16 protein-coding genes are annotated in these 14718 nt (G+C 63.2%); 14 read left to right on the top strand and 2 right to left on the bottom strand.

The window, feature by feature from the left end; all coding sequences use genetic code 11:
* Nucleotides 1-503: 503 nt before the first annotated feature.
* The 4 genes from ABZX12_RS35995 to ABZX12_RS35980 all read left to right on the top strand — a co-directional run bounded on the left by ABZX12_RS35995 (nt 504) and on the right by ABZX12_RS35980 (nt 6928).
* Complete coding sequence (locus ABZX12_RS35995; RefSeq protein ID WP_355699918.1) at nt 504-2114, top strand: class I SAM-dependent DNA methyltransferase; 1611 nt, start codon at nt 504-506, stop codon at nt 2112-2114.
* Nucleotides 2101-2724, top strand: a complete 624-nt coding sequence (locus tag ABZX12_RS35990; RefSeq protein ID WP_355699917.1) for a restriction endonuclease subunit S — start codon at nt 2101-2103, stop codon at nt 2722-2724. The genes ABZX12_RS35995 and ABZX12_RS35990 overlap by 14 nt, the downstream gene beginning before the upstream one ends.
* Nucleotides 2724-5903, top strand: a complete 3180-nt coding sequence (locus tag ABZX12_RS35985; protein WP_355699924.1) for a type I restriction endonuclease subunit R — start codon at nt 2724-2726, stop codon at nt 5901-5903. The genes ABZX12_RS35990 and ABZX12_RS35985 overlap by 1 nt, the downstream gene beginning before the upstream one ends.
* A gap of 251 nt (nt 5904-6154) precedes the next feature.
* The gene (locus tag ABZX12_RS35980; RefSeq protein ID WP_355699916.1) at nt 6155-6928 is read left to right on the top strand and encodes a hypothetical protein; all 774 of its coding nucleotides are present in this window, start codon (nt 6155-6157) and stop codon (nt 6926-6928) included.
* Nucleotides 6929-6995: 67 nt separating this feature from the next.
* Here ABZX12_RS35980 and ABZX12_RS35975 read toward each other — a convergent pair whose 3' ends face one another.
* Together ABZX12_RS35975 and ABZX12_RS35970 are read right to left on the bottom strand one after the other, a co-directional pair.
* Nucleotides 6996-7355 carry a hypothetical protein gene (locus ABZX12_RS35975; RefSeq protein WP_355699915.1) on the bottom strand — a complete coding sequence of 120 codons (360 nt, stop codon included), beginning with the start codon at nt 7353-7355 and terminating at the stop codon, nt 6996-6998.
* A gap of 26 nt (nt 7356-7381) precedes the next feature.
* A complete protein-coding gene (locus ABZX12_RS35970) occupies nt 7382-8662 on the bottom strand; it encodes a helix-turn-helix transcriptional regulator (protein WP_355699914.1) in 1281 nt (426 codons plus the stop codon).
* Between the two features lie 295 nt (nt 8663-8957).
* Between ABZX12_RS35970 and ABZX12_RS35965 the strand changes: the two genes are divergently transcribed.
* From ABZX12_RS35965 to ABZX12_RS35920, 10 genes are all read left to right on the top strand, one after another.
* Nucleotides 8958-9158, top strand: a complete 201-nt coding sequence (locus ABZX12_RS35965) for a hypothetical protein (protein ID WP_355699913.1) — start codon at nt 8958-8960, stop codon at nt 9156-9158.
* Nucleotides 9159-9173: 15 nt separating this feature from the next.
* Nucleotides 9174-9566 (top strand): hypothetical protein, encoded by a 393-nt coding sequence (locus ABZX12_RS35960; protein WP_355699912.1) that lies wholly within the window; start codon nt 9174-9176, stop codon nt 9564-9566.
* Between the two features lie 227 nt (nt 9567-9793).
* Complete coding sequence (locus ABZX12_RS35955) at nt 9794-10054, top strand: hypothetical protein (protein WP_355699911.1); 261 nt, start codon at nt 9794-9796, stop codon at nt 10052-10054.
* Between the two features lie 14 nt (nt 10055-10068).
* Complete coding sequence (locus tag ABZX12_RS35950; protein WP_355699910.1) at nt 10069-10908, top strand: DddA-like double-stranded DNA deaminase toxin; 840 nt, start codon at nt 10069-10071, stop codon at nt 10906-10908.
* 15 nt (nt 10909-10923) lie between these two features.
* Nucleotides 10924-11376, top strand: a complete 453-nt coding sequence (locus tag ABZX12_RS35945; RefSeq protein ID WP_355699909.1) for an Imm1 family immunity protein — start codon at nt 10924-10926, stop codon at nt 11374-11376.
* Nucleotides 11377-11519: 143 nt separating this feature from the next.
* Nucleotides 11520-11756, top strand: a complete 237-nt coding sequence (locus ABZX12_RS35940) for a hypothetical protein (RefSeq protein ID WP_355699908.1) — start codon at nt 11520-11522, stop codon at nt 11754-11756.
* Nucleotides 11737-12249 (top strand): DUF6879 family protein, encoded by a 513-nt coding sequence (locus ABZX12_RS35935; RefSeq protein WP_355699907.1) that lies wholly within the window; start codon nt 11737-11739, stop codon nt 12247-12249. The genes ABZX12_RS35940 and ABZX12_RS35935 overlap by 20 nt, the downstream gene beginning before the upstream one ends.
* A gap of 4 nt (nt 12250-12253) precedes the next feature.
* Nucleotides 12254-13111, top strand: a complete 858-nt coding sequence (locus ABZX12_RS35930) for a helix-turn-helix transcriptional regulator (RefSeq protein ID WP_355699906.1) — start codon at nt 12254-12256, stop codon at nt 13109-13111.
* An 81-nt stretch (nt 13112-13192) separates the two neighbouring features.
* Nucleotides 13193-13669, top strand: coding sequence for a hypothetical protein (locus ABZX12_RS35925; RefSeq protein WP_355699905.1), 477 nt, complete (start codon nt 13193-13195; stop codon nt 13667-13669).
* A gap of 417 nt (nt 13670-14086) precedes the next feature.
* Entirely contained in the window at nt 14087-14662 is a 576-nt protein-coding gene (locus ABZX12_RS35920) for an HD domain-containing protein (RefSeq protein WP_355699904.1), read from the top strand.
* The last annotated feature ends 56 nt before the right edge of the window (nt 14663-14718 follow it).

Genomic DNA, 14718 nt, shown 5'->3' with positions numbered 1-14718 from the left:
ATCCGCACCACCACAGACCAAACGCAGTCCTAGACTGCCAACAACCGCTCACTTTTCAACCGCCGAAACCGACCAGCTTTAGAGCGCCGTCGACACCCCCGCGAGTACCACAGGGTCCCCGAGCTTCGGCCACTCATCGCAGCGACTGCTCGAGGCCTACACGGCTGCTTTATCTGCACGCTTTGAGTTCGGAGCCGGGGGACGGCCGCGAGCCGCCCCAACGCATATGCATGCCCTCAGCCAGCCCATCAGACGACCCGCACTGCGCGCGAGCCGCAAGCGTGAGCTACTTCGTCGCCACGAAGGTCGTCTTGACGCCGGCTGATCCTGTACGACGCCCGAGGGGTCGTAGCCAGTGATTACCTGAAGACCCTGACTCCAGACTGCGACCCAAGAAACACCTAGCGTGAGAGCGGTGAGGAACAGCTGGCCACCACGTGATATGTAGAGATGCAGACAATGTTGAGCCGCGCGAGTGATTGCGACGGGTCGGAGGGGACAGAATGCCACCGAGGAAGAAGAAGGATCAGCCAGCGAAGAGCCTCGAGGCCACCCTGTGGGACGCAGCGGATGAGCTGCGCGGGAAGATGGACTCCGCACAGTACAAGCACGTCGTCCTCGGCCTGATCTTCTTGAAGTATGTCTCCGACACTTTCACAGTGCGCCACGAGGAGCTGGCACGGCTGGTCGACGATCCGAACTCCGAGTACTTCATGCCCACCGAGGCGGCCAAGGAGTCAATTCTTGAGGACCGCGACGAGTACACGGCCGAGGGCGTTTTCTGGATCCCCGAGGGCCACCGCTGGGGGGACCTCCGCAAGGCGGCGAAACAACCCGACATCGGCAAGCGAGTAGACGATGCGATGGAGGCCATCGAGCGGGAGAACCCGACCCTCAAAGGTGTGCTGCCGAAGAACTACACTCAGCGGGAGTTGAGCAGCGAGGCCATCGGAGGCCTGATCGACACGTTCTCCCGGCAAGATCTCGCCGCGGAGGAGTTCAAGGACCTCGACGTGCTCGGCCGTGTATACGAGTACTTTCTAGGTAAGTTCGCCTCGAAAGAGGGCAAGAACGCTGGCGAGTACTACACGCCTCGGTCGGTGGTTCAGCTACTTGTCGAGATGCTCCAGCCCTATCACGGTCGCGTTTTTGACCCGGCCTGCGGATCGGCTGGCATGTTCGTCCAGGCCGACAAGTTCGTTCGAGCCCACGGAGGCAACCGCAACGATATCTCCGTCTTCGGCCAGGAGTCCAACCCGACGACCTGGCGACTGGCCAAGATGAACCTTGCCCTGCGGGGCATCGAAGGCAACCTCGGCGCCGAGTGGGGTGACTCCTTCCATGCGGACGCCCATCCAGATCTGCGGGCTGACTTTGTCATCGCCAACCCCTTCTTTAATGACAGCAAGTGGGGCGGCGAAAGGCTGCGAGAAGACCCACGATGGAAGTACGGCGTCCCGCCGGTGAGGAACGCCAACTATGCCTGGCTGCAGCACTTCCTCCATCACGTCGCTCCTACTGGAACGGTTGGAACCGTCTTAGCAAACGGCTCTTTGTCCAGTCAGCAAGATGGCGAAGGTGACATTCGCAAGGCCATGATCGAAGCCGACGTAGTGGAGTGCATCGTAGCTTTGCCTAAGCAACTCTTCTACGGTACCCAGATCCCCGTCTGCCTGTGGTTCCTCACTAAGAACAAGGCGGGCGTGCCCAATGGCGCTGAAACGCGGCCGCGTCGAGGGGAGATCCTCTTTATAGACGCGCGTCAAATCGGATTCATGGAGGCGAAGACGCTCCGAGCATTTAGCACCGATGACGTTACCAGAATCGCGAACACGTACCACTCCTGGCGTGGTACCGAAACAAGCGACTTAAAACCGTACGAAGACATCCCTGGCTATTGCCGTGCGGTCACCACAGCGGATGTCGAGCGTCGGAACTACGTGCTGGCGCCCGGGCGATATGTCGAATCCAGGGATTCAACGGAGGATCGAGACGAGGATCTCGGCGAGAGAATCAACATTCTGGCGGCCTCGCTAAACGAAAGCCTTGCCCATAGAGCAGAACTTGAGCTGCGTCTTAGGACGGTCCTGGAGGTGGCGTGTGACGGTAACTGAGCAGATGTCGCTCGGTGGACTCGTCGTCCGGGGAGACCTTGCGCTGAGCGATGGTTACCGTACCCGTGCCGACCAGCTTGGATCGACTGGTGTGCCCATCCTTCGCGTTGCCGACGTACTTGATGGGCGAATCGAGCCATCCTTCAAGGACTTCATCCGAGAAGAGTTCCGCCCGAAGATGGGCGCCAAGGTCTCCCGAGCTGGCGATGTGCTAATCACAACCAAAGGGACAGTCGGACGCATAGCCCGGGTGCCAGACGGGTTGCCTGAGCACTCGTATAGCCCGCAGCTCTGCTTCTTGCGAACTCTCAACGCCGACGCTGTCCATCCGACATGGCTATATCACTGGGCACGCTCCTCCGAGTTCCTTGGGCAACTAGGCCTGTACAAAGACCAGACCGACATGGCGCCGTACGTGAGCCTGACGGACCTTCGCCAGGTTCGCATGTCCTTGCCTCCGATCGCCGAGCAGCAGCGGATCTCGGAGCTCATGGAGCCTCTGGATGCTCTCGTGGAGCGGAATCGAAAGGAAATCGAGATCGCGGTCGAACTCGCATATGCGCTCTTTGCCCGAGTGGCCGGGGGCGAACCTGATCCTGGCGGTTCGTGATGGGCGTCCCAACCGAGGATGCACTCGAACAATGGGTCCTTCAGATCCTTACGGAATTGGGATGGACCCCCGTCTACGGCCCGGACATTGCTCCAGGTGAGCCGGGTGCGGAGCGGGACGATTACCGCGAGGTGGTCCTCAACGAGCGCCTGTCGGCGGCGGTGCGACGACTCAACCCCCGACTGACGACCGATGCGGTGGCCGACGTGGTGCGAACTGTCCAAAGGGCCGAGTCGCCTTTGATCGAGACGGAGAACTGGCACGCATACCGCTATCTGATTCAGGGCGTACCGGTGGAATATCGCGACGACGGCGGCGAACTTCGCAGCGACCGAGCTTGGCTGGTCGACTGGGAGAACCCAAAGAACAATGACCTGGCCGCGGTCAACCAGTTCAGTATCGAGGGTCCGAAGCGGACCCGCCGACCGGACGTACTGCTGTTTGTCAACGGCTTGCCCTTGGCGATCTTCGAGCTGAAGCGGGCAGGCAAGCAGTATGCGACGCTGGCCGGGGCCTTCCGACAACTGCAAACCTACAGGAACCAGATCCCCGAAGTCCTGAAGTGGAACCAGGTCGCCGTAGTGTCCGACGGTGTCGAGGCAAGGGCGGGGTCGTTCTCGGCGCCCTGGAACCACTGGGCGGCGTGGAAGACCATCGACGGAGTCCGCCGGGATCCCAAGAATCCCCAGGGCCTGCGGATCCCGCGGATCGAGGTGCTGACCCGGGGCATGTTCAGGCTCGACGTGTTCTTCGACCTATGCCACAACTTCATTGCAACATTCGGTGAGGGCACCGGGACCCGCAAGGCAGTCGCAAAATATCACCAGTACTGGGCGGTGAATAAAGCGGTCGCGCAGACCGTCGAGTCGGTCGAAACCGACGGCCGCATCGGGGTCGTGTGGCACACCCAGGGCTCCGGCAAGTCGCTAGAGATGGCCTACTACGCCGGCAAAGTGATGCGGCACCCAATGATGGAGAACCCCACCCTTGTAGTGCTGACCGACCGCAACGACCTAGACGACCAGCTCTTCGACGAGACCTTCGCGGCGTCGAAACCGGGGTCACCGCTGCCCGAAGCGCCAGTGAAGGCCGCGTCGCGTGCTCACTTGAAGGAGCTGGTCGCAGGTAGGGAGTCCGGCGGCATCATCTTCACGACCCTGCAGAAATTCGGCCTCTCACCGGAGGACCGACAGGCGGGTCGGCCGTTCCCGCTGCTGTCGGAGCGGCTCAACATCGTCGTGATGGTTGACGAGGCTCACAGGTCGAACTATGACCTGATCGACGGCTTCGCCCGCAACGTGCGAGATGGCCTCCCGAACGCCTCGTTTATCGGGTTCACAGGGACGCCAATCGACGAGAAGGACCGGTCGACACCGGAAATCTTTGGTGAGTACATCGATGTCTATGACATGACACAGGCAATAGAGGACGGCGTCACGGTCAAGGTGTTCTACGAGCCTCGGCTGGCCAAGGTCGAGCTACCCGACGAAGCAAAGGAGGCGATCGATGACGAATTCGACGATGCCACCGTCGGCTCGGAGGAGGAGATCAGCGAGCGGCTGAAGAGTAAGTGGGCCAAGGTCGAGGCCATCGTCGGCTCCGAGAAGCGGATCAACGAACTCGCCGCGGACATCGTCACTCATTGGGAAGCCCGTCGGAATGTCCTGGCCGGCAAGTGCATGGTGGTGACGATGTCGCGCCGTATCGCGGTCGACCTCTACGACGCGATCGTCGCGCTGCGTCCTGACTGGCACAACGGCGAGGACGACCACGGGCAGATAAAGGTCGTCATGACGGGCAATGCCACCGACCCAGCGACGTACCAGCCACACATCCGTAACCAAGCCGAGCGTCGTGCGATGAAGTCCCGGGCATCAGACGCCGCTGACCCACTCGAGATGGTGATCGTCCGAGACATGTGGCTGACCGGCTTCGACTCCCCGCCTATGCACACGATGTACGTCGACAAGCCGATGCGATCCGCGGGTCTCATGCAGGCGATCACCAGGGTGAACCGGACATTCAAGGACAAGCCATCCGGCCTAGTCGTGGACTACATCGGCATCGCCGAGAATCTCAAGGATGCGCTCGCGACCTATACGGACCGCGACAAGCAAGACCGTGCCATCGGAGAAGACGTCCGCCAGGCCGCCGTCCCTGAGCTGCTGTCCGAGCACGCGATCGTCAGCGATCTGCTGCACGACATCGACTGGGTGACCATCCTAGGCAGCGGCGACACCAAGGCGTTTGTCTACGCAGTCACCGCTGCCGTCGATCACCTCCTGGACTCCGAACGAGCACTCGACGGTGGTGGTGATGACCTCATGCCAGATGAGTTCGACACCGAGGCCGACGCGGGGTACTCATTGAAGAAACGCTTCATGGCCCACACCGGTCGGCTCAAGCGTCTCTTCTCACTCGTGCCTACCTCATCTGCGGCGAATGCGATACGCGACGACGTCGCATTCTTCGACGCCGTACGCCAGTCGATCGCCAAGATCGAGGCCGTAGACCGCACCCCCGATGGTGAGGCGGTGCTCGACACCGCGGTTCGTCAGATAGTCAGCGAGCACATGACCGGCACTGGCGTGATCGACATCTTCGCAGAGGCTGGCCTGGAGAAGCCCGACATCTCCGTCATCGACGACGACTTCATGCGAAGCTTCGAGGCCTCCGACCAAAAGACCCTCCAGCTGGAGGCGGTCCGCCGGCTCATCTCGGACGAGGTAAGGCTCATCGGCCGACGCAACGTCGTCGCCGGGCGCAAATTCTCCGAGATGCTCTCCGAGGCACTCAATCGTTACCAGAATCGCACGATCGACGCGGCCCAAGTCATCGCGGAAATCGTCGAGATTGCCAAGGCCATCCAAGCGCAGAAGCGGCGCGGTGACCAGACCGGCCTGACCGAGAACGAACTCGCGTTCTACGACGCCATGCTGACCAACGAGTCCGCTCGGATAGCGATGCAGGACAAGACTCTCCGCGAGATAGCCCACAAGCTCGCCGAGATCGTGCGCAACGATGCCAAGACCGACTGGCAGATCAAGGAAACTGTAAGGGCCAAGCTGCGGACGAGGATCAAGCGGCTACTCCTCAAGCACGGGTACCCCCCCGACCAGGAACCGTCTGCGACCGAGCTGATCATCAAGCAAGCCACGATGATCGCCGAGAACCAGTAGCCAACGGAGACCCATCGCCTAGCCACGACCAGTTCGGCACGCGAAGCGCCGCGTCATGCCCGCTTGGTACCAGAGGGCGGCGGCCGCCTCGCCGGTGTAATCCGCGATGACGTGCTCACCGAACCAGACGCCGACGCGCCGGGCGGCGGGTCGTGGGACGTCAGCAAGTGCTGCCAGTCGCCCTACCGTCGACAGCCGCTGGAGGATTCGCAATGCTCGTGGCCGCGCATCGCATGTCGTAGCTTTGGCTCATGAGTCGCCTCGACGACGCGCCGATTCGCTTCACTCTGAACGGGCGGCGCTACGAGCTCTCTCGGGCCCAGGTAGAGGCTCGGCTGGCCGACGCCGCGCCCGAGGCCATCCACAAACACGCTGTTCGCGTCAAGAACATCTGGTTCCCGGCCGTCCAGGCCTTCGAAGCGGCCGTGGGCGTGCCGCGGTCCGAGTTCATCTCCCATACGGCGCGGCGACATCTGGCTGCTTTGGGGTTCGAGCTCCGGGGCGTAATTGAGCCGCGCGGATCAGCCACCGACGCTGCCTCCGCCCAAGACGTCGGGACACCTGGCCTAGAGGAACCGACGACAATTGCCAGCCCCGAAGGAGTGTGGCACACCGAGGCCAACGTCCAGGCCGCAGTCGTCACGGCGTTGTCACATAGAGGCTGGCGCATTCTCTCGGTAGCGAACACCGCCGCGCGGGAACATGGCATCGACGTGATTGCGAGGGGGGACCGCGGAACTGTCGGGATCGAGGTGAAGGGCTTTCCTAGTCGCAGCTACGCCGACTCCAGGCGCGCCAATGAGATCAAGCGCACGAGCCCAAGCACGCAGGCCGGTCATTGGTTCGCAGCAGCAGTCCTGGCCGCTATGCGACTCCGCGGCAAGGAGCCCAACTGGCAGAGCGCCATCGCACTCCCCGAGTTTCAACGCTACCGAGACTTGTTTGGCGAAGTGGCCGCGTCACTCAGCGCCGCGCAGATTGACGTCTGGTGGGTCCACGCGGACGGCACAGTCGAGCTGTCATGAACTAGCCTCGAGGAACAGTGCAGACCGCGTTCGTAGGCAGCACGGCCTGCACAGATGCCAGCGGGTGTCAGCTCACGCCTTCGATCCGCTCGAAGATGTCTGCATCAGTTTCTTGCTGCCAGGCCGGCAGGTCGTCCCAGTCGGCTACATAGCTGGGTTTGGGGTCGGAGATGTGACGGTGGATCTGCGCGATCCAGCACAACGCCACAAACCGGCCCTTCTGCTCCCGGCTGAGCTTGCTCGTGTTCCCCTCAGAGACCTCGACGAACGCCCGCACCTGCTCGTACACGGCTGCCGCGCTCTCCCGCTCCCAGTCGGGTGTCTCTTCCCACGGTGCGACGTATCCGGGCTTTGGTTCGCCGGGGTAGTGCTTCGTCACGCCTGCAATCCACGCCTCGCGGAAGATGCGGCCCTGTTCGTTCGACAACAGCGTTGCTCCTTTGGACGGGGGTCTTACAGCGGCGAGCGCTCGACGGACAGGCGTGCCGAAATGTCTTCGCTCAAGCGCACTAGTTGGGCATCGTGTCGGTGGCTGGCGAGTTCCCGGTTCAGACCGGAGAGTTTGCGAGCGATCACGCCCGAACCAGACTGCTTCGTGAGGTCCATGGCGGCGGTTGCGTAGCTCACCGTCTGCTCGACATCTCGGCGCATCACTCCTACGTTTGCCAGGTCCACGAGCACACTACCGCGCCGCCGCAGCGACACCGATGTATTCAGTGCTGCTTGCAGGGACTTCTCCGCCAGGTCCGGTTTGCCGAGGAGGGTGTAGCAGGTGCCGCGCTGCTCGGGTAGCCGCGAGCCGTCGAAGCGCAGCCATCCTCCGGTTTGACTGTCGCGGCCCAGTCCTCTGACCTGTTCGGCCCGTTCTAGTGCCCTCTCGCAGGCACTCAGATCACCCAGTCCGGCGGCGGCCTCGGCCTGTACGGCACTCACCCAATAGCGTGTGGAGAGGGCGCTATCGCCATTAGCGGCGAGGTCAGCCGCCGAGGTCAACATCGGGACGGTCTCCGCGAACTGTTGCTCGTAAACGCTGATGAAGGCATGCCGAGTCAAGGCACAGGCCCACATGTCGCGGGCACCCGCCTCGCGGGCAGCCTGTGCAGCCAGGGTGTAGCAGTGGGCTGCCGAGGTGTACTGGTCGTTGTCGAAGAAGACCTCGCCCGCGAGCTGGAATAGGTCGCAAGTCAGCTCGCAGAGGGCTTGGCGCGTAGCTGCTCGGTGTGTCCGTTTCAGCCGCTCGACCAACTGAGCGAGTTGTTGCGTCACCAGTGGATACACCGCCTGCTTGGCGGTTGCCATGGCGAAGATCCGCCACAGCTGCTGGTTGAAGTTCGCCAGCTCAGAAACCGAGCCGACCTCCAGGGGCCCGTCGGCGAGGAACTCGCTCCGGTCGCCGACCAGCTCAGCCCCCGCAATTACGGTGCCCGCCAGGCTGAGGAGTCGCAGCAAACCTCGGCGCGGCAAGTCGGTCTCGGCCAGACTTCCGGGGGCGACCGTCTCGGCGGCCGGCCGCGATCCTGACAGTCCGCTGTCGCCTAAGACGGCGTTGAGCTCCGCGCGTGAGACGCCCAGAGCCGCCGCGAGCCGCGGGCGGGCGAATGGCACTGGCACAGTACCGCCGGACTCCCAGCGCGCGACCGTCGAGCGGTCCACACCGAGATGCTCAGCCAAGCGTTCCTGGCTGTACCCAGCGGCGCGTCGCCACTCGGCCAAACGGGTTCGCTTGCCTGCCACCGTCGTTTCTCCATCTCCCCAGCGGATGCCCGGCAGAGTGCCGCGACCGAGCGGCGCTCGTCAAGGATGCGCCAGAGATGCCACAAACGTGCGCTGTCGTGTACCCAGCGTAAGCGATGCAATTGATCTAGGCCGGACTGGTGGTGTCGCTGGACCTTCCATCCGCCGCAGGTTGCCGCCCCTCATCCCGAGTAGGAGTTGAAAGCGCCATGACCGGTACATGGGTCCTCACGCTCATTGCAGTTGTGCTGTACGGGTTCATGATCCGAGATATCTCGGAGGAGGTGCGTGGCGAGTGACTGCCCTCGTCAACGACCTACGCTCGGCCGACCGTCGTGTACGCGTCTGGTTCGGTGAGCACGTCATTGCGGATTACACCGCCGAGCCGTCGGCTGCCATCCAGTACCAAGCCGCGATGACTCGACGCTTCGCCAGCCTTCGCGTCACTATCGAGCCGGTGGCTGTGTCGGTGGATGAAGATGCTGCTGACTCGTGAACGCCCGGCGCGGACGTGGCTGGTGGTCCCGACTTTGGGAACGTTTGGTCGCCAGGTTCAGCCGGTGGATGGACGAGGAACGGTGACCGACTACACCCGGCGCTGCTGCTTGGCTATGCCCGGTGTGACCTGTACCTGTCCGACCGACACGTCGACGACCTGAAGCGTGAACTCGGCGAGTTCGGCCAACTCGAAGGCTTTCTTATGGGCTCGATGTACGTCGAAGACCCTGAAACTGCCCCCCAAGCCTTCGAGGCGCTGGTCGCTTCGGTCAATCGCTACGAGATCACGGCGGTTGTACTGCCGAGTCTGCGGCACCTGCCACTAGTGGGAGATCCGGCAGAGGTGCGTGGGCAGTTCGAGCGGGTCACGGGGGCTCGCATCATGCTGCACGAGGTCGCCCCATGAACCGGCGGGATCGGTGGGGAGTCGTCCAGCTCAGCCCCTCACGTGCAGAAGATCGCTGCACACCCATCGATCCCGCCACTTGCGGTTCTTGTCCGAGTCCTCCTCTCCCCTGTGGACGGCTCGGCCAAGGACCTCCATTGACCGGCTGGCGCGGGACGCGGAGGCGAGCCCGTCCTGCGCCAGCCGTTCCACCTCTCCTCGGCATCTCTTGGAAGTGAGGCTCACATATGTCCCAAGTCGAACAGGTGAAGATGCAACTGCACGGTCTGGCTGACCAGTCGCGACAAGGCGCCGCCAGCTTGGCCGGGTTCAAGCAGCGCTTCGAGCAGTCCAGCCAGCAGGTGCACGCCCTGATCCGGGGTACTGCGACGCGGGCCGACCAGGACATCGCGATCATGCTCGAGGCTGCGGCGAAGTCAGTCGACCAAGCCGTGCAGTCGCTGCAGATCGCAGAAGCCGGCTGCCGCAGCTACGCCGACCAGATCTAGCCGGCCGCGGCCGCATGCCCTCCGAGCTGCAGCGGATCGCCGAACACCTGCTCGGCTGTCTCAACGAGTCGGCGCGGGCGGTGAGCTACCTGCACGATCGAGCTCGAAAGAGCCGCGAGGCGGCAGCATGGATCGGCAGCACGAGCAACAACCTGAGCGCCCGCATGGCCGCCATGCAGCTCGACCAGGCAGCGAGGCGATGCGAAGAAGCCGCCCACTACCTGTCGCAGGCTGACTCCCGGGCGAGGGCGTGGGTAGAGCAAGTGGTCAGTGGCATCCGGACGACCAAGCCGAGCGGTGGGCCAGCAGGTCGTCGATCGCCCAGCCCAGCTGATGGCACCCCACGATCGGATCGACAGAAAGAAGGCAAGCAAGACCGCGAAGCGAGCACAACGGACAAGCTCACCGGAGTCGGCGACGAGACGATCCCGCGAGCCCCTTCCCGACCGTCGTCCAGCGAACCCGACAGGTTCGAACCCGTTGCCCGCGGCATCCTCGAGCGACTGCCCGTCAGGAAGTCAGGTGACAAGACGCATGGCAAATGGATCAACGCTGCTGGCGAGGAAGAGGATCTCGTCAGCGGCTATGACAACGACAGCGCCGACGTCAAGCGGTTCATGGAAGAGCACAACATCAACATCGCACCGGGCCCGGACACCCTCGGCTCGCACGTCGAGGTCAAGTTCGCAATGCGCATGCGTCGCGACGGCCTCACGGACGAGACCATCATGATCAACAACAGACCATGCCCCGGCCCGTACGGTTGTCATCGGAACCTGTGGAAGTTCCTCCCTGATGGAGCACGACTGACGGTGTACGGCCCGGACGGATTCAAACGCACCTATCCCGAGTAGAGAGACCACCGAAAGATGAGCTACAGCATCGAGGCCTACTACCGGCACGAACACGACGATCAACCGATCGTGATCCGTACTGACTCCGACGTCGACCAACTCGTCGACGACCTGCTCGGCGAGACGTTCGATCACACGATGGCCGCTCTCTACCTCGCGGAACGTCCGAAGACAGACCAGGGCTATCCGGATCATGACTTCCGGGTAGGTGTCAACGGCGAACGCAAGCTCGGCGGCCTGAAGTTCGCCGGCACGGTCGACGGAGCCGAGGGCGTCTGGTACGCCGTCGGCCAGACCTCGCCGCACGACCGAGTCTTCTACGAGTACGCCGGCCATCCGGAAGACTTCGCGCTCGACTCCGAGGTTTCACTCGACGTACTGCGAGCGGCCGTCAAGGACTTCCTTCACAGCGGCGGCCAGCGCCCCACAGGCGTTGAGTGGCGGTTGTGGCCCGAGAACGTCGGCTGAGTTCAATCTCGCCACCCCAGATCTGGCAAGTACCTTGCGCGGACTTGCGAGGTACTCGCCAAGACGCTTGGCCACGGGCGGAGGACGCTCGATGATTTGGCCGAGCACTACCCACAACGCAGTACTCAATCCGGGAGGTCATCGTGGCACTACAGTTCTACGGCAAGGATCCCGACTGCCCAGGCAACAACTGTCCTGCGGTCTTCCGTGACGAGGAGACTGGCGACCTCTACTTCCAGGGTGAGACGGTCGTAGATCCAGCACTGCTGGCCAAGCTGTCCGAGGACTGTGGGATCTCGGACTCGGAGTCTGTGGTGAAGCTACCCGCCAGGATGGCGGAGATGATTGTGGAGGCGTGCCGTGCCGGAGCCGTCGTTTGATCAACTGCTCGCAAGCAGCAAGCGAAGCGTGCTGAAGCTGGAGCTCCGCGACCAGTACATGCTCGACGATCCTGCCTTCGCAGCATGGAAGGTCGGCGACCTAGATCAGGCGGTCCGCGAGTACGCGGGCTGGACGGAGATCGCCAGCTCGGCAACGGCGCGTGGTGTCGCGTTGAAGCGCGTCCGGGTCGTGAGTGAACCGGTGTCGGACTACATCGCGTTCGAACATGCCGTGACCTCGCGGGTCAACGTTGTTGCGGGCGAGGCGATTCGCTGGGTGCCTCGCGCTCGGGTGTCGGCGATCGCCCTGCCTGGCAACGACGTCTGGATCTTCGACGAGGAAACTCTGCAGTTCGGCCTCTTCGCCGGAGGTGGGCGATTCGTCGGCAACGAGGTCAGCACGGATCCAGACGCAGTGAAGCTATGTCTCTCGGCGTTCGAGGCTGCCTGGGAGCTTGGGATCGACCACGAGCAGTACTCCGTTACGCTGTAGCGGGATGCCTGCTTCGCAATCTTCGAGTGCCCAGAGCGCCCGTCAGGCGCTCGCTGACCGGCTGCGGGATATCAGGCTCGACGCGGGGCTGTCCGCACGAGCCCTGGCCACCGCGGCCGGTTGGCATGAGGCCAAGACCTCCAAGATCGAGCACGGCAAGCAGCAGCCCTCAGAGGCTGATCTCCGTGCCTGGTGCGCAGTCTGCTCAGCGCCCGAACTCCTGCCGGAGCTCATCGCCGAACTACGGTCCGTCGACTCGATGTGGCTGGACTGGCGACGCGCCGAACGAACCGGACTCCGCCACCTCAACGCCTCCGTCCGCGACCTGTACGAACGCACCAGGCAGTACCGCTCATACTGCCAAACCATGGTGCCCGTCCTCTTGCAGACCGCGGACTACACCACGGCCGTACTCATGTCGATCCGCGACCGCCGACGCGTCCCGATCGACGACATCGCCGCGACAGTGGCGGAACGTATGGACCGCCAGCGCATCCTCACCCAGCGCGGGCACACCTTCGCCTTCGTCCTCGAAGAGTCCGCTTTGCGCTACCAACTAGGCGGTCCGGCGGTGCTGGCACAGCAACTGCGCCATCTGCTCGACGTCATGAAGCTCGCATCCGTGAGCCTCGGTGTGATCCCCGCAGACGTGGACAGATCGTCACGGTGGCCGGTCGAAGACTTCTACATCTTCGACAACGTTCAGGCCAACGTGGAACTGGTGTCGGGCTTCCTCACGATCACTCACCCGCGGGAGATCGCCATGTACGCCGAAACCTTCACGGCACTCAGCAAGCTCGCCGTGTACGGATCAAGCGCTCGCGCCCTGATCCAGGCCTCGCTCGCGGATCTACCTACCTGACATCCTTTCCCGCTCAGGCGACGCGAGCAAGTTCGAGCAAGTTCATCGAGGACATCAAGACCCGGCTCATACGGTCAGAGCGTGACCATCGGGAACAGATCTCGGGCTGGCGGGACCAGCCAGTACGACGTCGGGACCGTACAGCCCGCCGATTGCCTGCCGGACGGAGAGCACGGCCGACGAGTTCACACCGCGGGCACCTGCTACTCGCTGACCTGCAACTGCAGGCGCGATAACCGCAAGCAAGTCGCCACGAGACCACGCGCATACGCCTACCTGTGCATGCCTCTCCTCATCTGCAAACCTCAGGTCACACGCAGCAGAGAGCGCCTGGCAACCTATGCAGCCGACGCCGGCCTCGAGCTCGCCGCGGTCTTCATCGAGGAGGACTGGCTGTGCCTATCAGCGTTCGAACGCCTTTTCCATGCAACGATCCGTGACAAGGTTGAGGTCATCCTCCTGCCGAGCTTGCTGCACTTTACGGTGCTCGGCTCACCACGCTCGATCAAGTCGTCCTTCGAAGCGGTCACTGGGGCACGCGTCATCACGATTCCCTGACGTTCCGGGAGGTCGCGGCGGTAGTGGAATCAGGAGCGACGTCGGCCGGCGCCGTTCCATATCGGCTTGAGCGGCCGACGCCGGCGACCACTCGAATCGAGCCGATCGTGAACGGCCCCGAGTTCGCGCTGCAGGCGCCGCATAGTCGACTCAAAGCTGGTCAGGAGTGCGGCTAGCGAACCATCTGCTCGAGCATCTGACAGATCAGGTGAATGCACTGCCGAACATCCACAGACTCTAGCAGCAGGTGCTCCCACGTCCGGAGCTCTCGGAGTACAACTGGGAACTCCGGGAACGAACCGGCCGACGAGTCGAAGCATCTGTCGGCGACAATCCCCCCTCTCGGCAGCACCATAGAGTTGAGCAACCTGCGGTGCGCTGTGCAGTTGGCCAACCGATGATCGAAACGGAGTAATCGTGACCGATGACGCTACCGACCGAGACGCAGCAGGAGTCGTCGCATTCGCCTACGAGATGGGTGTGCTCAAGCGGCTCCGCCGCGCCGGATGGTGGCATGTCGGAGTCCGCGACCCCGAGTCCGTCGCAGAGCACAGCCTGCGCGTCGCTCAGCTCGCGGCGCTGATCGCCAGCGAGGAGGGTGGGGATCCGGCGAGGGCGGCGTACCTCGGGATGTGGCACGACTCCCAGGAGACCCGAATCGGCGACATCCCGCACAGCGCCAAGCCGTACATGGATGTCGCGAGCAACGAACGCATCACCGAGGACCAGGTTTCGGTGCTGCCTGAGGCGGCTGCGAAGAGCATCCGTGAAGCCGTGACCGAGTACGAGGCTGCCGAGACGATCGAGGCTCGCTGCGCCAAGGACGCGGACCGCCTCGAGTGCCTCATGCAGGCTGTCGAGTACGGCGAAGCCGGCTACAAGCGAGTCACAGGCTGGATCGAGTCGTCCCGCGCCCGAATCCAAACCGATTTCGGTCGCCGCCTTGCCGAAGCAGCTCTTCAAACCTCACCACTCGCCTGGCGAGACCGCTGACACTCCCTCATTCATGGGCGGCTGACCGCACAACCTCCTGCCAGCCGTCGACCGCT

The organism is Kribbella sp. NPDC003505, assembly GCF_040610875.1.
Taxonomy (GTDB): domain Bacteria; phylum Actinomycetota; class Actinomycetes; order Propionibacteriales; family Kribbellaceae; genus Kribbella.
The sequence above is the reverse complement of the archived record's forward strand: the minus strand, read 5'-3'. Positions and strand labels throughout refer to the sequence as shown.

Coding starts and splice junctions, on each gene's coding strand:
- ABZX12_RS35995 (WP_355699918.1), top strand. CDS start 504: ATGCCACCGAGGAAGAAGAAGGATCAGCCAGCGAAGAGCCTCGAGGCC.
- ABZX12_RS35985 (WP_355699924.1), top strand. CDS start 2,724: ATGGGCGTCCCAACCGAGGATGCACTCGAACAATGGGTCCTTCAGATC.
- ABZX12_RS35980 (WP_355699916.1), top strand. CDS start 6,155: ATGAGTCGCCTCGACGACGCGCCGATTCGCTTCACTCTGAACGGGCGG.
- ABZX12_RS35955 (WP_355699911.1), top strand. CDS start 9,794: ATGTCCCAAGTCGAACAGGTGAAGATGCAACTGCACGGTCTGGCTGAC.
- ABZX12_RS35950 (WP_355699910.1), top strand. CDS start 10,069: ATGCCCTCCGAGCTGCAGCGGATCGCCGAACACCTGCTCGGCTGTCTC.
- ABZX12_RS35945 (WP_355699909.1), top strand. CDS start 10,924: ATGAGCTACAGCATCGAGGCCTACTACCGGCACGAACACGACGATCAA.
- ABZX12_RS35930 (WP_355699906.1), top strand. CDS start 12,254: ATGCCTGCTTCGCAATCTTCGAGTGCCCAGAGCGCCCGTCAGGCGCTC.